Below are 22,069 nucleotides of genomic sequence, written 5' to 3' on the forward strand. Positions count from 1 at the left end.
CATCGTGTGATTCGCGGGGGCCGTCCTGTTCGATGGCGACTTCGCGGGGCGCTGCGAATTCCCAACGGCTTGGATGCCGCCGCGGCCCGGCCCGCGGGAAGGTTGATCGGGTGGCGATGGTACGAAAGAGGCCCGGCGGCAACCTGATCGGGTTGCCGCCGGACCTTTTCGACCGGACGTGCGGCGATCGTCCGGGCCGCGACGCGGCCCGGGCGATCGGTGTTTCAGCGCTGGCTGACCGCGCCTTCGGCGGCGTCGGCCCATTCGCGCCACTGCTTGGCCTGCTCCAGAGCCTTCTCCGCGTCGCGGGTCTTGCCCGCGGCCTGGGCCTTGGCGGCCTGCTCCTCGAACTGGGCGACGCGCTCGCGGAACTGGGCGGCGCGGGCCATGGCCTCGGGGTCGGTGCGGCGCCACTGGGCGTCGGCGGCCTCGCGGACCTTCTTCTCGATGGCGCGCAGACGCGATTCCAGGTCGTGCATGCGCTCGCGGGGCACCTTGCCGATGGCGTCCCACTTCTCCTGGAGTTCGCGCAGGGCGTTGCGCGCGGCATCGAGCCCCGTCTCGGGGTTGATGTGCGCGTAGGCCTCGAGCAGTTCCTCCTTGAGGGAGGCGTTCTGCTCGAACTCGTGGTCGCGTTCGCTGGCCGCGGAGTTGCGGGCGGCGAAGAACACGTCCTGTGCGGCCTTGAAGCGACGCCACAGCTGCTCGTCGGCCTCGCGCGGAGCGCGACCGGCGGCCTTCCACTCCGTCAGCAGCTCACGGAAGATGGCGGCGGTGCCGGACCAGTCGGTCGAGCCGGACAGTTCCTCGGCGCGGCCGCAGAGCTCTTCCTTGCGGCCCTTGGCGGCGGCGCGTTCGCGATCCAGATCGGCGAAGTGCGCCCCGCGGCGGCGGTTGAACGCCTCGCGGGCCTTGGAGAAGCGGCGCCACAGCGCGTCGTCGACCTTGCGGTCCACGCCGCGAATGGTCTTCCACTCGTCGAGGATCTCCCGCAGCCGGTCGCCGGCGACCTTCCACTGGGTGGATTCGTTGGCGATCTGCTCGGCCTCGGCTGCCAAGGCCTCTTTGCGCTCGGTTTGCTCGTGCCGGGTGCGGTCCTTCTCCTCCTTGGCGTGCGCGGCCGCCTCGTCGGAGTGTTCGATGATGGCCTGCAGCCGGGCGGACAGACCGTCCAGATCACCGATCACCGAGGCCGTCGGCAACGTTTCGGCAAGCGCGGTGGCGGCGGTCTTGGTCTTGCGGGCGTCGGTGCCGGCGGCCAGGCGGGCCTCCAGCAACGCCACCTCGGTGGCCAGATCGTCGTAGCGGCGGCCGAAGTGGGCCAGGCCCTCGGCGGCGTCACCGGCCTGCCAGGAGCCGATCACCCGCTCGCCGTCGGCGGTCTTGACCCAGGCGGTGCCGTCGTCGTCGACCCGTCCCCACTGGCTGGGGTCGCTGACGTTCGGTACCACGACCGGGTGCGGATGCGCCGCGGCCGGGCCGGGCATGGCGTGCGGTTTGGGAGTTTCGGGTTTGCGGCGCGGGCCCCCCGGGCGGGGTGCGGCGGCGGCCGCCGGTGATGGCTTGGCGCTCTCGCTCGGGGCAGGCACGGCGGCGCCGGGCTGAGGCGTCGGGGTCGACTCCGGGTGGGTAGCCTTCTCGTTTCCGTTGTTGTCGGTCATAGCTCCTCGTCCCTGCCGCGCGTCACGGCTGCCTGGTTACGCCCTAGCTCATCGGTCTAGCTCATCCCATTCAACCAGGCTGAGATACGAAATGCTGTCTTTGAGCCCGCTTCGGCGGCGCGGCGATCGGCGGGGGTGGGGCTGGTGAGGTGCGGTAGCGCTACGGTTGACGGCGTGTTCTGTGTTGCGTCACTGGTCCCCTCGCCGCCCGTGCTGGTTCCCGAACTGGAGGGCGCGGCCGGGTCGGCCGTCGAGGGGGCTGTCGCGGAGCTGCGAGCTGCGGTGTCGGCTGCGGGCCGGGAGTTGGCCGCCCGCGTGTCGCGATGGGTCGTCGTCGGCGTGGCGGAGCCGGGGGAGGGCGCGGGCGATTCGGGCCGGGTGATCGGCGCTGACGCGGTGGGCACATTCCGGGGATACGGCGTGGACGTGCGGGTCGGTTTGTCAGGCCCGGTTGCCGAGCGTGTCGCGGATGTCCTGTTGCCGCTGCCCGCGCTGATCGCGGGCTGGCTGCGCGAGCAGGTCGCACCCGAGACCGTCGCGGAATGCCGTCTGATCTCGGCCGATGCCACCGCGGAGGAGAGTCTGGCCTTCGGGCGGGCGCTGCGAGCGGAACTCGACGCCGAATCCGAACCGGTCGGTGTCCTGGTGGTTGCCGACGGCGCGGCCACCCTCTCCCTGAAGGCCCCCCGCTACCTCGACGAGCGAGCGGAGGGCGTGCAAGCCGACATCGACCAAGCCCTGAGCGCCGGCGACCGCAAGGCCCTCGCCGACCTCGACACCGCCCTGTGCGCCGAGATCGAGGTGGAGGGCCGGCCCGCCTACCAGGCATTGGCCGGACTGTTCGCCGCCGACCCGGCCGATCCGCAGGTCGAAACCCGCTACGCCGCAGCCCCGTTCGGCGTCGCCTACCACGTCAGCGTGTGGCTCCCGACGCTCTCCGCCGATGGCGGGGTCACCGCGTGACCCGCCCCGTCGCGGTCGTCGGCCCCACCGCCACCGGAAAGTCCGACCTGGCCCTGGATCTGGCGGAACGCCTGGACGGCGAGATCGTCAATATCGACGCCATGCAGCTCTACCGCGGCATGGACATCGGCACCGCGAAACTTCCGGTCGCCGAACGCCGCGGCATCCCGCACCACCAGCTCGATGTCCTCGACATCACCGAAACCGCCACCGTCGCCTCGTATCAGGCGGCGGCCCGCACCGACGTGGAGGCGATCATGGCGCGCGGCCGCACCCCGGTCATCGTGGGCGGCTCCATGATGTACGTGCAAGCGCTGCTGGACGATTGGGATTTCCCGGCCACCGATCCGGAGATCCGCGCCAAGTGGGAGACGGTGCTGGCCGACCGCGGCACCGTCGCCGTGCACGAGGCGCTGAAGCAGGCCGATCCCGTGGCCGCGCAGACGATCCTGCCCACCGACGGCCGCCGCATGGTGCGCGCCCTCGAAGTGGTGGAGCTGACTGGGCAGCCGTTCGCCGCCTCGGCGCCCCAGATCGGTGAACCCCGTTGGGGGACAGCCATTATCGGTGTCGATCGTGAGACCGCCGAACTGGATGCCCGCATCGAACTGCGCACCGCGAAAATGTTCGAGTCCGGCCTGCTCGACGAGGTCGAGGGCTTGCTCGCACACGGTCTGCGCCATGGCCAAACCGCCCGCCGCGCAATCGGTTACGCCCAAGTCCTGGATTTCCTGGACAACGAATACGACCTGAACGAAGCTCAGGAGCGCACCTTCATCGGCACCCGGCGCTATGTCCGGCGACAGCGGTCGTGGTTCCGCCGAGATCAGCGGGTGCGATGGGTGGACGGCGCGGATCCCGCCTTGGCGGAGACCGCGCTGGCCCTCCTCGAGCCTCACCGATGAGGGACGAACAGGAACAACCACAGTGACGCGTCGCGCGAACACACGCACCGCCGCGGTCGGGGTGTGGCAGGCCTACCTGACCACCCGCGCCGCACGCACCCGGGATTCCCGATTCCTGGTGCAGGGCATGCGACCCATCAGCCGCGCCCTCGAATGCCGTTGGCCGCTGGAGACTCTGGTCTACCGGCTGGGCGATCCGGAACCGTCGCCGTGGGCGCGGCAGGTGCTGGACTCCAGTGGCGTGCCGAGCATCGGCCTGGTGCCGGAGGTGATGGCCGAACTGGCCGAACCCAGCGAGCCGGTGCCGGAACTGGTCGCGGTCGCGGTGACGAAACGGCCCGAGCTCGAGGACTTCGCGCCGGGCACCGCGGACGATCCCGCGACCGTCGTGGTCGTGGATCGGCCCGCGTCGGCGATCCGGTTGGGCGCGTTGATCCGATCCGCGGCGGCGTTCGGGGCGGGCGGGGTGATCGTGACCGGTTCCGGTGCCGACCAGTACGACCCGCAGAGCGTGCGCGCGTCCGACGGCGCCCTGTTCGAGGTGCCCGTGCTGCGCACCTCCGGTCCGGCGCAGGTGGCGGCGTTCCGGGACCGGCAGCGGGCGCGTGGCGTCCCGACCCGGATCGTCGGCAGCGACGATCGCGGCGGCCTGGCCCTCGACGACGCGAAATTCGACGGCGGCACCGTGCTGGTACTCGGTGACGACACCGACGCCCTGGCCCCGGGTTGGCGGCAGGTGTGCGACGAACTGGTCTGCATTCCCACCGACGGCACGCTCGGCATGCCGTCCGCGGCCGCGGTGGCCCTCTACGAAATCTCCCGGCAGCGCCGGGCGCTACCGTAATGACCATGACGAGCGAGAGCAGCGCCGCTGATATCGAATTCAGCAAGGGCCACGGCACCCAGAACGATTTCGTGGTGCTGCCCGACCCGGACGCCTGGCTGCAGCTCACCGAATCCCGGATCGCAGCCCTGTGCGATCGGCAGCGTGGGCTCGGCGCGGACGGGGTGCTGCGGGTGGCCCGCGCGGGCGCGCTGATCGAGACCGGCGTGCTGGCCGCACTGCCCGAGGGCGTCGACGTCGACGACTGGTTCATGGACTACCGCAACGCGGACGGGTCCATCGCCGAGATGTGCGGCAACGGGGTGCGGGTGTTCGCGCACTACCTGGTCGCGACCGGGCTGGAGCAGCGTTCCGAGTTCGTGGTCGGCTCCCGCGCGGGCGCGCGGCCGGTGGTCGTGCACCACGCCGATCCTGTGCACGGTGAAGTGACCGTCGCCATGGGCATTGTGAAGAACCTCGGCCCCTCGACGGCGACGCTGAGCGGACGTGAATTCACCGGGATCGGCATCGACGTCGGCAACCCGCACCTGGCCTGCGTGGACCCGGACCTGACCCCGGCGCTGCTCGCGGACCTCGACCTCGAGCATGCCCCCGGCTTCGATCACACCCTGTTCCCGCACGGTGTGAACGTCGAGATCCTCACCCCGTTGAACGTCGGCTCCGACGGCGAGCGGGGTGTGAACATGCGGGTGTACGAGCGCGGCGTGGGCGAGACCCGATCCTGCGGCACGGGAACCGTCGCGGCGGCCGCCGCGGCCCTCGCCCGCGACGGTTTCGACCTCGCCTCGGACACCGGGCATGTGAAGGTCCGCATTCCCGGCGGCGTGGTGACCGTCGGCATCGAGAACGGTTCGGCGTGGCTGCGCGGCCCGTCGGAGCTGGTGGCGACGGGCCGCATCGCGGCCAAATGGTGGCAGGACGCCTGAGCGGATCTTCACGCCGCGCTGACGGTGAGGAGCTGCTTCGTGGCGATACCGTCCAGCGCGGAATCGCCGGTGGCGGAGTTGCCGGCGAGCACCGGGTAGTCGGTGTAGCCGGTCGCGCCGCCTACGTACATCAGGTGCGCGTCGCGGACGGTGTTGAGCGGCGCGCCGACCCGCAGGCGTTCCACCAGGTCCGGATTGGCCAGGAACGAGCGGCCCAGCGAGACCAGGTCCGCGCCCGCGCCGAGGAGCGCCTCGGCCGCGGCCGCACCGCCGTCGGCGGGTAGCGGGACGCCCCAGCCGAGGTTCGGGTTCGCGATCAGGGTGGTCGGCCACAGGCTCCGGATGCGGTGGAAGAGGCTGCTTTCCGGGTCGGCGAAGACCACGTGCAGGTAGGCGGGTCGCCGCTGCGCGAGGGCGGACACGAGCGCCGGGTACAGCTCGTCGGTGTCGGTTTCCGCGATGCCGTTGACGTTCACCCCGGGGGCGATCCGTACCCCGACCCGCTCGGCTCCGACGGCCGCGATCACGGCGTCCACCATCGCGACGGTGAACCGGATCCGGTTGGCGATCGACCCGCCGTAGGCGTCGGTGCGCTGGTTGGTGTTGTCGGACAGGAACTGGTGCAGCAGATAGCCGTTGGCGCTGTGGATTTCGACGCCCTCGAATCCGGCCGCGATCGCATTGCGGGCGGCGGTGACGAAATCAGCGACGGTGTCCTGGATGTCGGCGACGGTGAGTTCCCGTGGGGTGACGGCGTCCTGGTGTCCGGTGGGGGTGTGCACGGTGTCGGGCAGGGCGATGGCGGAGGGTGCGACGGGAGTCAGTCCGCTGTTGTCCGGGTGCCCGACGCGGCCGCCGTGCTGGAGTTGCAGCACCATGCGCCCGCCCGCGGCCCGCACCGAGTCGGTGACCCGCCGCCAGCCCGCGATGTGCGAATCGGTGTAGATGGCCGGGATATTCGGGTAGGTCAGTCCGACCTGGTTGGGGGTGGCGGCTTCGGCGATGATCAGTCCGGCGCTCGCGCGCTGGGTGTAGTAGGTGGCCATCAGCTCGGTCGGGGTCCCGTCGGCGGCCGCGCGATTGCGGGTCATCGGGGCCATCACGAGGCGGTTGGGGAGTTCGACCGCGCCGACGCGGCCGGTGGTGAAGAGGTCTGTGTTCGTCATGCCGGTAAGGTAAAACCTGACATCAATGTGAGGTGCAAGCCTTGGATTCCGGAGTGCCGCATGCGAATCGGTGAGCTGGCAAAACGTACCGGCGTGAGCGATCGGTCGCTGCGCTACTACGAGGAGCAGGGGCTGCTGGTGGCCACGCGTACCCCGGGCGGCCAGCGCGACTATCCGGAGCTCGCCGTGGACCGGGTCATCCACATTCAGGAGCTGTTCGCGGCCGGCCTCAACAGCAAGAAGATCTTCGAGATCCTCCCGTGCATGCGTGACACCGACGGCGGCGCGAACGAACGCGCCACACCCGAGCTGGTCGGCGAATTGCGCGCCGAACGCGACAGGATCGATCGCACCATCGCGGACCTGCTGCGGTCCCGCGAGGTGCTCGACGATGTGATTGTGCGCGCAGGGGAGCGGTTCGTGGCCAGGTCGTGAGCGGTGGCCCGCGGGCGGGCGGCGGTCGCCCCGAAATAACCGAGTGCGGCCGTTCGTTGGGACGTGGGACTATGGAGGTGTATGAGTAAGCCAGAAACGTATGAGTTCACTCCCGCCGAGGACCTCGACGAGGAGACCAACGACGCGCCCGAGACCGGCCGCAATGGCTGGTCGGCCGCGCCGACCGTCGGCGAGCAGCAGCTCGAGGAGCGCGCCGCGCTGCGTCGCGTCGCGGGTCTGTCCACCGAGCTCGAGGACGTCACCGAGGTCGAGTACCGGCAGCTGCGACTGGAGCGGGTCGTTCTGGTCGGTGTCTGGACCGAGGGCACGGCTGCCCAGGCCGACGCGAGCATGGCCGAGCTGGCCGCGCTTGCGGAGACCGCGGGTTCGGAAGTGCTCGACGCGCTGATCCAGCGCCGCGACAAGCCGGACAAGTCCACTTACATCGGCTCGGGCAAGGCCGACGAGCTACGCGGCATGGTGCTCGAGCACGGCGCCGACACCGTCGTCTGTGACGGTGAGCTCTCGCCCGCGCAGCTGACCGCGCTGGAGAAGATCGTCAAGGTGAAGGTCATCGACCGCACCGCGCTGATTCTGGACATCTTCGCCCAGCACGCCACCTCACGTGAGGGCAAGGCGCAGGTCTCGCTGGCCCAGATGGAATACATGCTGCCGCGACTGCGCGGTTGGGGTGAGTCCATGTCCCGGCAGGCCGGTGGCCGTGCGGGTAGCAACGGCGGTGTGGGTCTGCGTGGTCCCGGTGAGACCAAGATCGAGACCGACCGTCGCCGGATTCGCGAGCGAATGGCCAAGCTGCGCCGCGAGATCCGCGAGATGAAGACCGCCCGCGACACCAAGCGCGCCAGGCGCTCGTCCAGCGGCATCCCGCAGGTCGCGATCGTCGGCTACACCAATGCGGGCAAGTCCTCGCTGATGAACGCGTTGACCGATGCCGGAATCCTGGTGCAGGACGCGCTGTTCGCCACCCTGGATCCGACCACCCGCCGGGCGGCGCTCGAGGACGGGCGTGAGGTCGTGTTCACCGACACCGTCGGTTTCGTCCGCCACCTGCCCACGCAGTTGGTCGAGGCGTTCCGGTCCACCCTGGAAGAGGTGACCGGCGCGGATCTGCTCCTGCATGTGGTAGACGGTTCCGACGCGCTGCCGGATCAGCAGATCAAGGCGGTTCGCGAGGTCATCACCGATGTGCTGAAGGAAACCAAGACGCCTGCTCCGCCGGAGTTCCTGGTGGTCAACAAGATTGACGCCCTGGATCCGCTGGAGGTGACGCAGCTGCGGGGTTGGCTGCCCGATGCGGCCTTCGTCTCCGCTCGCACCGGCGAGGGGGTGGATCAGCTTCGGGACCGACTCGGTCAGATTCTCGGCGGGCTGGATGTCGAGGTCAGTGTGTTGTTGCCTTACACCCGTGGTGATCTGCTGGCTCGTATCCACGCGGACGGTAAGATCCTCAGCTCCGAGCATGAGGAAACCGGTACCCGGGTTCGCGCACGTGTGCCGAACAGCCTTGCTGGTCAGCTCGCTGAATTCGCGCATGCGGGCGGCACGGCCGCATAGGGCCAGAACAACCGAAGACCAAAGACGCCTGGAGCAGGAAGAGAGGGTGGCCGAGCTTGCGAGGCCCCCTCACCTACCAGCCCCCGCACGGCTCGGCCGCGCATCGTCCCGGGGCAAGGGCAAAGGGATCTTTGGGTTGTCTGTAGAAGGTGATGCGTGCGGTCCGTGGGCTGGGGGTGGCGGCTCCAGCCTGGCGTCAGCCCAAATCCGGTAGGGCAGGCGAGGCGACCACACTCCGCGTAGCTCTGCGCACGCCCTTGTGACACGAGCAGCCGTGACGCACGCAGCCCGAAGGGCCCCACCTTCAGTAGGGCTCGGGCTTTGCATGATCGAGGGAGGGTCACCCGTCAGGCGAGTGACCACCATTTGACCGGTGGGCGTGTGCCATCGCGCAGCCTGGCCAGGGAGGCGGCCATCAACTCACCCGCACGGTGGCGATCGTTGACCCGGGGTGTTCCGGTGGGGTCGATGTGGCGTGGCGCGATCCACCCTGTCCGGCCCGCACGGTCGGAATCCTTCGGCATGACAACGGTTTTCCAGCCGCCGGGCCCGTCATGGATCAGTGCGTGGCAAGCATCGCAGGCCAAGGTCAATTCTTCGATGTCGGTCCGACCGCCCTTGGCCCACTCGGTGACGTGGTGCACCTGGGTCAGCGTGGCGGGTGCGTTGCATCCCGGACGGGTGCAGCCACGCTCGGTGGCGATCAACGCCATACGCTGTGCGGAGTTCGCGAGCCGCTTGGTCCGCCCGAGGTGCAGGGCCTGCCCGGCGTGATCGAAGATCGCCAGGAACGGCGTCGACTTCTCGGCCAGCCGCAATGCTTCTTCCAGCGGCACGGTCCCACCCGACGCGGTCGTGGACACCCCGGCAGCCGCTTCGACCTCCGCCAGCGACATGGTGATGATCGTCGAGACGGGCAGCCCACGGTGCTGACCGGGAACGGTCGGACCCATCTCGGGCCGCAGGAACGCCAGCAGCGCGTCATGGTTGCGCTGCGCGGCGGTGCGGTCGTCACGGCGTGCGGCGCGCTCCAGCCCCGCAAGGGCTGCGTCGTCGAGTCCTTCAGTGGACCAGGGGCTTTCGGCATCATCGGGGTTGCACATACCGGGCCGGGCCAGGCTGGCGAAGATCGGGTCGAGCACGGCCCGCAGTGCGGGAGTCACCTGCGCGGTGATGGCCGACATGCCATCGACGCCCTGCTTGCCGAAGCTGATCCCGCGCCGACGCTGCCGGTCACCTTCGTCGGTGAGACGCCCGTCGGGATCGAGGTAGCCCAGGATCCGGTCCCCGATCTTGGGCAGATCATCGGGTGCGGATTCGGTGGCGAAGTGCGCGAGCTGGAATTCGGCGCGGTCGCGGGTATCGGCGTCGACCTTCCCCGGAATCTTGTCCATGATCTTCGCGATGTGGCGCGCGGAATCGGCTGACACCAAACCCATTTCCTGGAACGCCGCCGTCCACGACAGCCACGGCTTGACCATCCGCCCGGCTTCCCGCCGCATCCCCAGCAATTCCGCGGCGCGCACCCGCGCGCAGGCTTCGGCGTGCCCGAGACGCAAGGTCTGCTCGAGATATCTCGAAGTCCGTTTCACCCCGGCCTTTTCCGGCAGCCCCCGGTTCTCGACTTCCCGAATCATCTTGTGCTCGAACGCGGCCGTGCTGCGCCGCATGCTCTCCCAATCCCGCAGCGCATCCACGAGGTCGTCGTCCTCGATCGGGTCGAGGGATTCGGCGATCAGGACCTCGGTCGCGACGCGCATCATATCGATGGCATCCGCCACCATGATGTCGTCCGTGAGAACCTGACCTGCCGAATTCATACCCCTATTCTATCGCGCAGTCCTCATCGAGATGCATGAATTAAATTGTTGCACAACCAATTTCAGACTTTACCAATTGCCGGAGCGGACCGACCGCCCCGGCGTCCATGCCTCAGGCGGGTTGGATATCGGGCAGCTTCCAGGTCTTCTCCGACAGTGGCGGCTGGGGTCCGTAGAAGCGGAACATGATCTCGAAGTTCCGGCCGGACTTGGTGGGAATCCAATTGGACTTGTTGCCGTCGGGTGCGCTGGGGTCGAGGTAGAGGTCGACCGATCCGTCGGAATTGGTCTGCAGGCCAGGGGTATTGGATGCGCGACTGGCCCAGTCCACGTCGCGGATCGGGGTATGGGTGCCGCGGTCGTAAGCGGTGGCGGACCAATAGAGCGACACCGGGACGTGGGCAGGCACGTTGATCTTGTAGTGCTTGCCGTCATCGAGGTCTTTGCCGTCGGAGTCGTTGATGGCGACCAGATAGAACTGCCCTTTGCCAAGGTTCTTGGCGGCGAAATAGGCGAACGAATATGCCATGCCCCGGACGTCGACCGGATAGTTGGAGGGGTCGGTGAATCCGTCGCTCATCGCCTTGACCAGTTGCTGGTTGGCCGGGAGCGCCCAATGCGTGTTGTCGAAGTACGGGGGCGTGAACGATTTGACGTAGAGCTGTTCGAGCCATTTGCCCGCGTCGGTGGCGGCTTCGTCGAACCGCTCGAGGTTCGCCGAGTCCGGCTGGTAGGGAGCACCTTTGGTGATGCCAAGGCTGGAGAGCTGGTCGATCATCGCCATATCGCGCGGCAGCCACACCTCGGCCTGCACGATCCTGTTCAGGTTGGTGAAGAAGTCCCGGTTGTAGGGAATGGTGGAGTCGAAGTCCTTGCCCGAGGCGTCGACATACGGTGTCGGAGGCGGGTTTCCGGCGGCGTCGAGCCGATACAGGCCGATGCGCTTGCCGTAATTCACCGCTGCCGCGATATCGGCGTCACTGCCGCTCTTCAGATTCGAGCGCATGATGGCGAATCCGGCATAGGTCTCCGAGCGCAGGGGGATGAACCCGTCCGGGATCTCGCCGGTGTAGCCGGGCGGCAGGATCAGGTATCGGCCACCCGCGCCCTTGTCCGTCCCCGCGGGGCCGACATCGGCGAGTGGGGTCTGCCAGACCGAGTCGATGGAGCCGGTGATCGTGGAGTCCCCTTCGGCGGGTGGGACATCGATCACGACGGGCCCGGACGTCGTGTCGTAGAACGGCATCAGATAGATGGCGTTCGGGTTCGGGGTAAGCGTCTGGTTCTTCCAGTCCAGCAGCTTCGACCAGTACACGATCTGGTTCGGTCCGGCGCCGACCGCGATCGCGGCCTGCAGCATCCGGTCGTAGTTGACGGCAGGCATACCCCACACGACCGCGTCGAACGCCCGGGAGGAGACCACATCGCGGTCGATGTCGGAGTCCGACTTCGCGGACGTGCTGGATTTCGGGTCATCGTCGTCGCGCTTCGAGACCGCGACCACGCCACCGCCGATCGCCGCGCCGAGTATCGCGGTGGCGGTGGCGCCGAGAATTGCTGCGCGCCGGGACACGGTGGGTCCGGATTGGCCTGCTTTGGCTACTTCATCGCTATCTGATGGCATGGTGTGAAACTAGCGCTGGTCAATCGGTTGTAGCGGATTGCCACGCGCCCAATATCAAGGCTCTTGCAACGTCTCCAGTGAAGGAGTGGGTACATGAAGGCGATGCGATCCGGTGCCGTGGTTATCGGCGCGCTACTGGTATGCGCCACCGCGGCCGCCTGCGGCAACGATTCCTCGAGCTCGACCACCACCAATACCAGCGCCGCGTCCGGAACCAAGGCCAAGGCCGTGGACTATCCGCCGAACCAACCGGCGATCGTCACCGTCGAGAACTTCGCCCGAGCCGAGACCGACCGTGAGTTCGCGATGTCGGTGCAGGATGGCGGAATCGGCAATTTCCACCACATCCGCGAGCCCATGCCGATCGATCGCCAGACCGTGATCCGGGCCAACCGCGACACCCTCTACTCGTCGGCGGTCATCGATCTCGACGCCGGCCCGGTCTCGATCACCCTCCCCGACGCCGGCGATCGCTTCATGTCCATGCAGATCATCGACGAGGACGAGTACACCCCGGAGGTCGTCTACAAGGCCGGCACGTACACCTATGACCGCGACAAGATCGGCACCCGGTACATGATCGCCGCGGTCCGCACCTTCGTCGACCCGAACAACCCCGCCGATGTCGACGCCGTCCACAAGCTGCAGGACGCCATCGCCATCGAACAGAAGAGCAAGGGCGCCTTCGAGATCCCGCAGTGGGACAAGCCCAGTCAGGACAAGGTTCGCGACGCCCTGCTCACGCTGGCGACCACCCTGCCCGACACCAAGAACTCCTTCGGTCCCCGCGGACAGGTCGACGAGGTCCGTCACCTGATCACCTCCGCCTCCGCCTGGGGCGGTAACCCGGAGAAGGACGCCCTCTACCTCAACATCACCCCGCCCGACAACAGCGGCAACGTCGACTACACCCTGCGTGTGAAAGACGTTCCCGTGGACGGCTTCTGGTCGGTCAGCGTCTACAACGCCGAAGGCTATTACCAGCCCAACCCGCTCAACGCGTACTCGGTCAACAACGTCACGGCAAAGAAGAGCGCCGACGGTTCCTACGACATCCAGTTCGGCGGCTGCGACGGGCAGATCCCCAATTGCCTGCCCACCACGCCGAACTGGAACTACATGGTCCGCCTCTACCGTCCGCACCAGAACGTCCTCGACGGCACCTGGTCCTTCCCCCAGGCCCAGCGCATCGGGTAGTCCGCCGCTTCCCGACTGGCGGCGCGCCACCGGCTGGAGGCTGTGACCTGCGACTATTCTGCGCTGCATGGGTTCCGGTGGCGAGGTGACCGGCCCGGCGGATCGTCAGGATTCGGCGGGCGACACGGGCTCGGACGAGCCCGGCGCCGCCTGGTCGACGGGGCTGTCGTTGACCGGGGCCGCGGTGTTGTTCGTGGTGCTGCGGTTGTTCGCGGTGTCCGATTACGACTGGGTGCGGGCGGCGTCGGTGGCCGACACCATCGGCCTCGACGACGCCCCGCGCATGGTGCTCGCCACCCTGATGGCCGATCCGAGGGTGACCGCGGTGGTGCTGGCGGTGCTGGTGCCGGTGTCGCTGGTTCACCAATGGCGGCTGGGGATGCCGTCGTTCCAGAACGCCGGGAATCTGGCGATGCTGATCGTCGTGGTGTTGTTCGGGGCGGTGCTGCTGATCACCATCCGGCTGTGGTGGATGCTGATCATCGTCGGCGTGGTGGGCGTGCTCGTGATCGCGTTGCAGACCACAGCGCATCGGGATCCGGAGGGGCGGCGCTTCGCATTGGGCGTGATGCATCGCAGCGGGGCGGTCGCGATTCTTGCGATGCTGGCGGCGGCGGCGATCGTGCGGGTGCCGTGGGCGCCGTTGGAGCGCATCGAGACTCGCGACGGCACGGTGATCGGGTACGTGCTGGCGAACCCGCCCGGATTCCTGAAGGTGCTGACCGATGAGGACCGGGAGATCATGATCATCGGGATCGATCACGTTCGTTCCCGCGAGGAAATCCAGGCGAAGTCGTGACGCCCGGCTCCTGACGGTGGGAGCGGTGGGCCATGTCGGGTCCCAGGGCGCGCAGGACTTCGAGGGCCTCGACGGAGGGGGAGCCGGGCGGCGGGGTGAACACGCGCAGACGCTGGTCCTCGGCCTGGGTGTGCAGGAGTTCGTAGTCGAATTCGATCGTGCCGATGTCCGGATGGCGAACGCGCACATGGCTTTCGCGGCGGACGGCGACCTCGTGGCGTTGCCAGAGGTCGGTGAATTCGGGGCTCGCGGTTTCGAGGCGCTCGATCAGAGCGGTCGAGGCCCGGTCGTAGCAGCGGCGGGTCGCGGCGGCGCGCAGGTCCGCGACGCGCAGGCGGCCCAGCCGGTCGTGTTCCTCGGCGGGATAGGCCTCGCGAACCGACGGGTCGGTGAACCAGCGCCACGCGATATTGCGGTCCGATTCGGCGATGGCGCACACGCATCCGAACAGCGCCTCGGCCAAGGCGTTCTGGGCGAGCAGATCGCCGAGGTCGGTGATGAGCTGGACCGGGGTGTCACTCAACCGGTCGAGCAGGTAGCGCAGCGCGGGCCGCACGGTGTTCCCGGCGCGCACCCCCTCGGGCGGGCGATGACCGGCCAGCAGATACAGGTGGTCCCGCTCGTCCAGGCTCAACCGCAGGCTGTGCGCGAGCGCGGCCAGCACCTGGACCGACGGCTGGGAACTGCGCGCCTGCTCGAGCCGCATCACATAGTCCGCGGACACGCCGGACAGGTGCGCCAGCTCCTCGCGCCGCAGGCCCGGCGTGCGCCGACGCGGTCCACCGGCCAAACCCACATCCCCCGGCTGTAGTCGCTCTCGGGACCGGCGCAGGAAATCCGCCAGCTTGTCGCGGTCCATCGTCATGCCCTCCATCCTGCGCGACCCGAACTCGATCCTCGACCGCCCCGGAGCGCACGCGGTCATCGGACTACTGTCCGGCGGCGGGCGCCGGACAGGAAGCCGTAGCTGAGCATGCGCCGCAGCACCACCCGCTGCCAGTCCTGCCGCTTCAGCTCCTCCACATCACGGGCAAGGGCGTGGTCGCGGTCATCTCGCCGTGGAACTATCCGCGCCGAATCCGGCGTGTGCCCGTTCCTCGGCCGGCCCGTCGTCGAGCGGCTGCTCGGGCGGCAATCTGCTGGATCGCGAACATGCGCGGCATCGGCGCTTTTGATCCTCGACCCTGGCCCTCCGGAACGCATTCCCGCCGCAGGCTGGCGGATTCTCGTGAGTCGTATGGCAGCGCTTCGGCATTGCCGCGGCGCTGACCAGCCGCCGGCTTCGCGGGTCGGGCCGATGGCGTGCGACTGCGCGAGCACCTCGCGCACCGGGGGCGCCGGCCGACGAGTCCGCGTCGGCCGCGTTGAGTGCGGCGCCCACGACGCTCGGGTGCGCGGAGGCTGAGGTCGCCCTCCTCGGGGCTGGGAGCGCCGCTCCTAGGGAAAGCTCTCCGCTCCTCACCGCTCCGAGTTCGCGAGAAGGTCGATCCCGTCGAGCGATACGAGAGGAGCCGGATATGGGTGAGGCGGAAATGCGGGAGGTCGCGGTGGGTGACGCGCGTGTGCCGTATCGGGTGCTGGGTGCCGGGCGTCCGTTGGTGCTGGTGCACGGCGGCGGTGCGGGCGCGCGAGCCTGGGATGGTGTGGCGGACGCGTTCGCCACCGCCAATCTGGTTGTGCTGCCGAATCTGTCGGGCAGTGATCCGGCTCGCGACGATGGCGGTGAGCTCACCATCGAGCTGCTCGCCGAGCAGTTGGCAGCGGTTGTCGCGGACCTGGGTGCGGGGCCGGTCGATCTGGTGGGGCATTCACTGGGCGCGGTGGTGTCGGCCGCGTTGGCGGCGTGGCGGCCGGAGCTGGTCCGCAGCCTGGTGCCGGTCGCGGGTTTCGCCGGACCGGGTGACGAGTATCTGCGCAACTCACTGACCGTGTGGCGTGATCTCCTCGGTGACGCGGACACCTTCGCGCGGTATTCGATGCTGCTGGCGTTCAGCCGAACGCACCTGCGGTCGATCGGTCATGTCGCCGTGGAGGAGCTCGCCAGCCGGTTCCAGTCCACCCCGGACCGCCGTCGCCAGATCGAACTGGCTCTGCGCCTGGACATTCGGGCTCTGCTGCCTCGCGTCCAAGCACCGACGCTGGTGATCGGGGCGGCCCAGGACGGGTTCCTGCCCGTGGAGAACGCCCGGGAGCTGGCCGCCGCCATCCCGGGCGCGGTGTACGAGGAAATCGATACCGGTCACGTCGTGATGGTCGAGCGGCCGCGCGAATTCGTGAAGCTGGTCAGCGATTTCATCGCCTGACCGGGGTCAGCTGGTCGGCTGCGGTCGCAGGGTGAGGCTCTGCTGGGCGTAGCCGATCGGGCCGCGGAGGTCGTGCAGGACCGTGGTGGTCAGGCCCTGGCCGCTGTGGCCGAACACCACCGAGGTGTCCATCCCGACCCACGGGGCTTCGGGCTGCCGGTACAGGTGGATGGTCATGTCGACGTTCGGGAACATCCATTTCGTGGGTTCCTGCCGGACGGCGATGCCGTTCGCGGTGTCGACCAGCGCGATGTAGGAGGCCAGCGGATCGGCGTCCTCGCCCTCGACCAGGTCCACGGCGGTGGTGATCCACGCGGTGGCGCGGCCGGGTTCGGGGACGCCGACCTGCCGGGCCTCGATCGATTCGATGTAGCCGCCGGGCCAGACGGGGGTGAGGGACCACGGTGCGAGCGAGTCGGGGGCGGGCAGCCGGTCCGGTTCGCCGCCCGCGACGATGCCGGTGTCCTGCGCGCCGAGGAACCAGGCCCGCGCGCTGATGGTGTCGCGGCCGCCGATGACCACCGTGGCTTCCACCAGTTCGATGGTGCGGCCCGGTCGGATGGTCTCGACGCGAATCTCGAACTCCTCGAACGCGATCCGGCCGAGGATGTCGAAGCCGATGCGGCTCAGCACCAGGTCGGGGCGATCGGTGCGGGCGCGCAGGATCTCGTGCACGATCAGCCCGGCCACCGGGCTGAAGTGCTGCTCGCCGGAGGACCAGGCCCCGCCCGCGTGGTGAGTGGGGACGAAGCGGCGGTCGCCGACGCGCCGGAAGTAGGCGGTTTCGGGTGCGGTCGTATCCATCACGTTTCTCAACCTACGGGTCGAGTTTTGATATAGCCAGTCGGTAGACCAGCTTTGTGGTTGATCTAACGGACCCTAGGGGCGGATATGATCGGGCGATGAGTACGACCGTGGACGAGGAAGCCGCCCCCACCGGGCGCGCGGCCCGGCGCCGTGATCGCCGCAAGGCGGAGATGATCGCGACCGCGCTGCAGATCCTGTCCGGCAGCGGCTACCAGGGCATGCGCTTCGAGGACGTCGCGGAACGCACCGACATCGCCAAAGCCACCCTCTACCACTACTTTCCGAGCAAGGACGCGCTGGTCTCGGCCGCGCTGGAGAAGCTCACCACCGATGTGCTGACCCGCCTGCGCGAAGCGCTCGACGCCGCGGCCGACCGGTCACCGGCCGAGCAGCTGCGGATTCTGATCGCCGAACAGCTGCACATCCTGACCGTGCTCTACCCCGAAGTGGGCAAGCTGTTCTCGTTCCCCGCCCCCTGGCCCGCCGAGCACAGCGAGGCCATCAAGACCATGCGCCGCCGCCACGACCGGATGTTCCGCGAGGTGATCGACCGCGGCATGGATTCGGGCGCATTCGATTGCCCCGATCCCGCGGTGGCCCTGCACTGCCTGCACGGCATTCTCAATCACGCCTCGATCTGGCTGCGTCCCGACACCGACCCCGACCACCACGCCCGGGACGGGGTGGTCGAGGCCTCCCTGCGGCTGTTCATCCGAGGCTGACCGCGGGCTCGATGGCGCACCGCTTGATCAGCAGGATGATCGCGAGCAGCGGATACACCAGGACCGGCAGCATCGTTCCGGCGTAGAACGTCTGCCCCGCGGTGATGGCGGTACCGGTCAGCAGCGTGAAATCGAGCAGGCCGTGCAGCACGGAGTTGAGCACGTTGCCGCGGCTGACTCGCCGGACGGACAGCGAACGGCGAGTCGGCGAGAGGCGGGCCGACGTGACATCGGTGGTGCTCATGCGCAGAACATACCGGCCGTTTCTTCCGTCTGGTGATATTCCGATCCGTCCCACCCAGTTGGACGATTCGCCCGTTCCTCTTCCGGTCGACCGGGCGGCTCGTCAGTCTGGTCGGATGCCCATCAGTGTGGAGGGAGCAGCGTGACCGATCCGTCGCCCGCGAATCCGCTCCGGCTGTCCGAGCTCGGTTCGGACCCGGCGGCGGTGCTGCGGCTGATCACCCATTTCGACGCCTTCGACGAGTCCGCCGCCAATGCCGACACCGTGATTCGCGCCGCCGCACTCCTGGCCGAATGCCCGGCCGGAGCGAGCTGGCCCTCGGGCACCGTCATCCGCTACGACGCCGCCGGTCGCCTGCTCCCCGCCACGGCCGCCCCCGCCCACGCATCCGGCTCGGACCCAGCCGTCTGGCTGGAGCGTCACCCGCCGACCTCGCTTCCGGCCACACCAGGCGCGGACGCCACCCACGCGCAGGATGCGGATCGTGCGCGCGAAGGGGCGGCTCCCCGACCCGGCGACCGCGGTGTGACGGTTGACGGCACGGGGAATCGTCTGCACGGCAACGAGATCCGGACGGGCGTGCTCGCGTCGCCGCCGCAGCGGTGGCCCGCGGAGACGTCGGCCCGGCCGCATCCCTTGGACGGCGTCGTGCTCGATCGCCTCCGGCATTGTCTGCGTGTGGTGGCGGCGCGGCAGGTGGCCGATCCGCTGCGGATGGATGATCCGGCGCTGCTGGAAGTGGTGCTGTCGGAGAAGGAGCGGCGAGAGGATCGGGTGCGGGCCATGCGGCTGCTCGGTCTGGATCCCGGGCGCGCCACGCGAGTGCTCGCGGTGACCGGGCCAGGGGCGGCGGCGGCCGTGCGGATCATCGGCGAGCACGTGCCGATCCTGCGGCAGGCGGTGATCGGGGCGACGACGGCCGTGCTCGTCCAGGATCTGGCCGCCCTGGGTGGATCCGCCGGTCGTGCCCTCGGCTCGGAGGGTTCCACGCGGCCGTCCGGCCCCCGTACGGCGGGATCCGCGGCGACGCCGCGCGCCGGCGAGGAGTCCGCGTCCGGACCCGGGCGGCCCTCCATGGTGGATCGTGGACTGTCGGATACCTTGAATGCCGCTGTGGTGCAAGCATTCCCGGCGTCCCGGGCCGGCGCGGCCGGTCCCTGGATCGGGGTAGGCGAGCGGTTGCCCGCGCTGGCGGCGGCCGCGTCGTGGGAGCAGGCGCGGCGGGCCTTGCGGTTCGCGTCCTCGACGTGGCACGGGCGCAGGGTGATCGCGTTCGAGCGCTTGGGGGCGCTGGAGCTGCTCGCGGATCTGCCGGTGCAGCGCCTGCTGGGAACCGCGGATGTGACGCGGATCAACGAATTCGCCGCGACCGAGGCGGGCGCGCTCGCGGTCGACACGCTCGAAGCGTTCTGTGTCTTCGGCACGCTGCGGCGCACCGCGACCGAGCTGCATCTGCACCACTCCACGGTGGCCGCGCGAATCGCGCAGGTGGAGGCCGTGATGGGCTGGGATGTCGACGACGCGCTGGACCGGTTCACGGCGACGCTGGTGCTGTTCGTGCGCCGGATGGCGCTGTCGTCCGCGCAGTTGGCGGGTCCGTCCGTGGTCGACCCGACAAGCGTCGGGTCCCGGCGGTGATACCGGCGACGGGCGGCGGGTGATCCGGGTCACGTCGATGGCCGACGATCGATGGGCACGGCACCGCCGCCGTTGCGGGAGAAGGAGATTCACAGCATGGCCATCGTGGAACCCACCAAGACCTGGAAGCTGCTCGAGGAGCGGCTGGCCGTCACCACCAACGAGCGCCACCGTCAGGTGCTCTCGATCGTCATCGATCACATGAAGGCCGAGGCCGTGCCGGATCTCGACGGTCTGATGAAGACCCTGACGGCGGAGCCGGACTACCACTTCTGGCAGTTCGGCCAGGATGTCGGCCCGAAGGGCTGGGACGGCGTGCGCGACTACTACGCGGCGTTCGTGGAGAGCAAGTCCAACATCCTGGAGTTCGAGCTGGACCGCCTGCTGGTCGACGACGACTGCGTGGTCACCGAGGGCTACCTGCGCCAGATCTACCCCGGCGCGTACGCCGGCCAGATCGGCCTCCCGGTCGAGGACCCCGAGGCCGACTACCTGATCTCGTTCCGTCAGCTGCTGCTGTGGCCGGTGGACGAGGCGGGTCTGATCATCGGCGAGGACTCCTACCACTCGGGTCCGGTGGAGATCCGCAAGCTGTCGTTCGACGAACTGCCCAGCGAATACGTCGAACTCGTGTACCCGGGTATGTGACAACGGCGAGACTCGGCAGATGGAAGGCGAATCGGACATGACGGACCTATCAGTGGCAACCCCGGCGGCGCAGGCCCCGGCCGAGCGGCGCGCGGACATCGCGAGCCTGCTGCTCGACCGGCTCGGTGACGAGCGGCTCGGCCTGCGCACCCGGGAGCGGGACTGGACCTGGGACGCGGTGGTGCGGGAGTCGGCGGCGCGCGCCGAACTGGCTCGCGACCTGCGGCGCGACGGGCCGTTCCACATCGGTGTGCTGCTGGACAATGTGCCCGACTTCGTCTTCTGGCTGGGTGCGGCCGCGCTGGCGGGCGCGACCGTCGTCGGCATCAATCCCACGCGCGGCAACGCTCAGCTGGAAGCCGACATCCGCTATGTCGACTGCCAGCTGATCGTCACCGACGCCGCCGGCATGGCCCGGCTCGGCGCCCTGGACCTGGGCCTGGAACCGGATCGGTTCCTGCTGGTGGACGACCCGGCCTATATCGAGCGGGTGGCGGCGCACGCGGCCGAGCCGGTCGCGCACGCCGGCGCCGAGGCGTTGCTGCTGTTGCTGTTCACCTCGGGCACGACCGGCACCTCGAAGGCGGTCAAGTGCACCCAGCGCCGCCTGGCCATCCTCGGCTACGCGGCCAGCGACAAGTTCGGGCACATCCGCGCGGACGTGGACTACTGCTGCATGCCGCTGTTCCACGGCAACGCGATCATGGCGTTGTGGGCTCCGGCCCTGGTGAACGGTGCGACGGTGTGCTTGACCCCGAAGTTCTCCGCCACCGGATTCCTTCCCGACGTGCGGTATTTCGGCGCGACCTTCTTCACCTACGTGGGCAAGGCGCTGGGCTACCTGCTCGCCACCCCGGCGACCCCCGAGGATGCCGGCACCACCCTGGTCCGTGGTTTCGGCACCGAGGCGTCGGTGGCCGACCAGGCCGAGTTCCGCCGCCGCTTCGGGGCTGAGCTTTTCGAGGGGTACGGCTCGAGTGAGGGCCCGGCCCTGGCGGCGCTGGATCCGGAGGCTCCGGCCGCCGCGCTGGGCCGTCCGGCGCATCCGGGCGTGGCGGTCGTGAATCCGGACACACTCGAGGATTGTCCGCGCGCGGTATTGGATGAATACGGTCGCGTATTGAATCCGGACGAATCGGTCGGCGAGATGGTCGACAAGGCGGGCGCGATCGTATTCGAGGGCTATTACAAAAACGATGTCGCGGATGCCGAACGTTTGCGGAACGGTTGGTATTGGACAGGTGACCTGGGCTATATCGACGAAGCCGGATTCCTGTATTTCGGCGGTCGCAAAGGCGATTGGCTGCGCGTCGACGGTGAGAACACCTCGACGCTGTCCATCGAACAGGTCATCCGGCGGCACCCGGCGGTCATCGCCGCCGCGGTCTACGGCGTGCCTGATCCGCGCTCGGGCGACCGGGTGATGGCGGCCATCGAGGTCGCGGACCCGGACGCCTTCGACGCCGCCGAGTTCGCCGAATTCCTCACGGCCCAGGACGATCTCGGCTCCAAGGGCGCGCCGCGCCTGCTCCGGGTCTCCAGCAGCCTCCCGGTCACGGGATCGAACAAGGTGCTCAAACGTGAACTCCAGGAACAGCGCTGGCACACCGGCGAGCTGCTCTTCCGCTGGTTCGGCCGCGGGAAGCCCGAATACGAACGCCTGACCGATTCCGGCAAATTGGAACTCGAAGCCGAGTTCGTCTCATTCGGCCGAGGGAACCTGTTCTAACCCTGATTCGGTGACCTGCGCAGACTTTCGTTAGCATGGCGTAATCGAAGGTTCTGCAGGGAG

General features: G+C 68.7%; 20 protein-coding genes. 13 read left to right on the forward strand and 7 right to left on the reverse strand.

Annotation, left to right across the window (positions count from 1 at the left end; translation table 11 throughout):
• Positions 1 to 224 precede the first annotated feature (224 nt).
• Positions 225 to 1,661: a DUF349 domain-containing protein gene (locus ABZ412_RS21365; RefSeq protein WP_357282895.1), complete on the reverse strand. Its 1,437-nt coding sequence runs from the start codon at positions 1,659 to 1,661 to the stop codon at positions 225 to 227.
• 174 nt (positions 1,662 to 1,835) lie between these two features.
• Here ABZ412_RS21365 and ABZ412_RS21370 point away from each other — a divergent pair, with 174 nt between their 5' ends.
• The 4 genes from ABZ412_RS21370 to dapF are packed head-to-tail and all read left to right on the forward strand — an operon-like array spanning position 1,836 to position 5,299.
• Positions 1,836 to 2,624: a hypothetical protein gene (locus tag ABZ412_RS21370; protein WP_357282896.1), complete on the forward strand. Its 789-nt coding sequence runs from the start codon at positions 1,836 to 1,838 to the stop codon at positions 2,622 to 2,624.
• Positions 2,621 to 3,529, forward strand: coding sequence for a tRNA (adenosine(37)-N6)-dimethylallyltransferase MiaA (gene miaA / locus ABZ412_RS21375; protein WP_357282898.1), 909 nt, complete (start codon positions 2,621 to 2,623; stop codon positions 3,527 to 3,529). The genes ABZ412_RS21370 and miaA overlap by 4 nt, the downstream gene beginning before the upstream one ends.
• 22 nt (positions 3,530 to 3,551) lie before the next feature.
• On the forward strand, positions 3,552 to 4,373 hold the full coding sequence (locus ABZ412_RS21380) for a TrmH family RNA methyltransferase (RefSeq protein ID WP_357282899.1): 822 nt from the start codon (positions 3,552 to 3,554) through the stop codon (positions 4,371 to 4,373).
• Between the two features lie 5 nt (positions 4,374 to 4,378).
• Complete coding sequence (gene dapF / locus ABZ412_RS21385; RefSeq protein WP_357282901.1) at positions 4,379 to 5,299, forward strand: diaminopimelate epimerase; 921 nt, start codon at positions 4,379 to 4,381, stop codon at positions 5,297 to 5,299.
• Positions 5,300 to 5,307: 8 nt separating this feature from the next.
• On the opposite strand, the gene ABZ412_RS21390 is transcribed toward dapF, so the two are convergent.
• Positions 5,308 to 6,465 (reverse strand): alkene reductase, encoded by a 1,158-nt coding sequence (locus ABZ412_RS21390; protein ID WP_357282902.1) that lies wholly within the window; start codon positions 6,463 to 6,465, stop codon positions 5,308 to 5,310.
• Between the two features lie 60 nt (positions 6,466 to 6,525).
• Between ABZ412_RS21390 and ABZ412_RS21395 the strand changes: the two genes are divergently transcribed.
• Together ABZ412_RS21395 and hflX are read left to right on the forward strand one after the other, a co-directional pair.
• Positions 6,526 to 6,900, forward strand: coding sequence for a MerR family transcriptional regulator (locus tag ABZ412_RS21395; protein ID WP_357282904.1), 375 nt, complete (start codon positions 6,526 to 6,528; stop codon positions 6,898 to 6,900).
• A gap of 81 nt (positions 6,901 to 6,981) precedes the next feature.
• Positions 6,982 to 8,475 (forward strand): GTPase HflX, encoded by a 1,494-nt coding sequence (gene hflX / locus ABZ412_RS21400; RefSeq protein WP_357282905.1) that lies wholly within the window; start codon positions 6,982 to 6,984, stop codon positions 8,473 to 8,475.
• A gap of 347 nt (positions 8,476 to 8,822) precedes the next feature.
• Here hflX and ABZ412_RS21405 read toward each other — a convergent pair whose 3' ends face one another.
• Complete coding sequence (locus tag ABZ412_RS21405; protein ID WP_357282907.1) at positions 8,823 to 10,295, reverse strand: DUF222 domain-containing protein; 1,473 nt, start codon at positions 10,293 to 10,295, stop codon at positions 8,823 to 8,825.
• Between the two features lie 112 nt (positions 10,296 to 10,407).
• Positions 10,408 to 11,868 (reverse strand): DUF1254 domain-containing protein, encoded by a 1,461-nt coding sequence (locus tag ABZ412_RS21410; RefSeq protein ID WP_357282908.1) that lies wholly within the window; start codon positions 11,866 to 11,868, stop codon positions 10,408 to 10,410.
• Between the two features lie 357 nt (positions 11,869 to 12,225).
• On the opposite strand from ABZ412_RS21410, the gene ABZ412_RS21415 reads away from it, so the two are divergent.
• On the forward strand, positions 12,226 to 13,116 hold the full coding sequence (locus ABZ412_RS21415) for a DUF1254 domain-containing protein (RefSeq protein ID WP_357283192.1): 891 nt from the start codon (positions 12,226 to 12,228) through the stop codon (positions 13,114 to 13,116).
• Between the two features lie 67 nt (positions 13,117 to 13,183).
• Entirely contained in the window at positions 13,184 to 13,915 is a 732-nt protein-coding gene (locus ABZ412_RS21420) for a hypothetical protein (RefSeq protein WP_357282910.1), read from the forward strand.
• Here the strand turns inward: ABZ412_RS21420 and ABZ412_RS21425 are convergent.
• On the reverse strand, positions 13,863 to 14,780 hold the full coding sequence (locus ABZ412_RS21425) for a helix-turn-helix transcriptional regulator (RefSeq protein WP_357282911.1): 918 nt from the start codon (positions 14,778 to 14,780) through the stop codon (positions 13,863 to 13,865). The genes ABZ412_RS21420 and ABZ412_RS21425 overlap by 53 nt on opposite strands.
• A 652-nt stretch (positions 14,781 to 15,432) precedes the next feature.
• On the opposite strand from ABZ412_RS21425, the gene ABZ412_RS21430 reads away from it, so the two are divergent.
• The gene (locus ABZ412_RS21430) at positions 15,433 to 16,218 is read left to right on the forward strand and encodes an alpha/beta hydrolase (protein WP_357282913.1); all 786 of its coding nucleotides are present in this window, start codon (positions 15,433 to 15,435) and stop codon (positions 16,216 to 16,218) included.
• A 6-nt stretch (positions 16,219 to 16,224) separates the two neighbouring features.
• On the opposite strand, the gene ABZ412_RS21435 is transcribed toward ABZ412_RS21430, so the two are convergent.
• Complete coding sequence (locus ABZ412_RS21435) at positions 16,225 to 17,022, reverse strand: thioesterase family protein (protein ID WP_357282914.1); 798 nt, start codon at positions 17,020 to 17,022, stop codon at positions 16,225 to 16,227.
• 98 nt (positions 17,023 to 17,120) lie between these two features.
• Between ABZ412_RS21435 and ABZ412_RS21440 the strand changes: the two genes are divergently transcribed.
• Positions 17,121 to 17,747, forward strand: coding sequence for a TetR/AcrR family transcriptional regulator (locus ABZ412_RS21440; protein WP_357282915.1), 627 nt, complete (start codon positions 17,121 to 17,123; stop codon positions 17,745 to 17,747).
• Here the strand turns inward: ABZ412_RS21440 and ABZ412_RS21445 are convergent.
• Entirely contained in the window at positions 17,734 to 17,991 is a 258-nt protein-coding gene (locus ABZ412_RS21445) for a hypothetical protein (protein ID WP_357282916.1), read from the reverse strand. The two genes, ABZ412_RS21440 and ABZ412_RS21445, sit on opposite strands and share 14 nt — an antisense overlap.
• Positions 17,992 to 18,570: 579 nt before the next feature.
• On the opposite strand from ABZ412_RS21445, the gene ABZ412_RS21450 reads away from it, so the two are divergent.
• From ABZ412_RS21450 to ABZ412_RS21460, 3 genes are all read left to right on the forward strand, one after another.
• Positions 18,571 to 19,629 (forward strand): helix-turn-helix domain-containing protein, encoded by a 1,059-nt coding sequence (locus tag ABZ412_RS21450; RefSeq protein ID WP_357283194.1) that lies wholly within the window; start codon positions 18,571 to 18,573, stop codon positions 19,627 to 19,629.
• A gap of 96 nt (positions 19,630 to 19,725) precedes the next feature.
• Entirely contained in the window at positions 19,726 to 20,277 is a 552-nt protein-coding gene (locus ABZ412_RS21455; RefSeq protein ID WP_357282917.1) for a nuclear transport factor 2 family protein, read from the forward strand.
• 37 nt (positions 20,278 to 20,314) lie between these two features.
• Complete coding sequence (locus ABZ412_RS21460) at positions 20,315 to 22,006, forward strand: AMP-binding protein (RefSeq protein WP_357282918.1); 1,692 nt, start codon at positions 20,315 to 20,317, stop codon at positions 22,004 to 22,006.
• Positions 22,007 to 22,069 lie beyond the last annotated feature (63 nt).

The organism is Nocardia sp. NPDC005746 (genome assembly GCF_040630785.1).
GTDB lineage: Bacteria > Actinomycetota > Actinomycetes > Mycobacteriales > Mycobacteriaceae > Nocardia.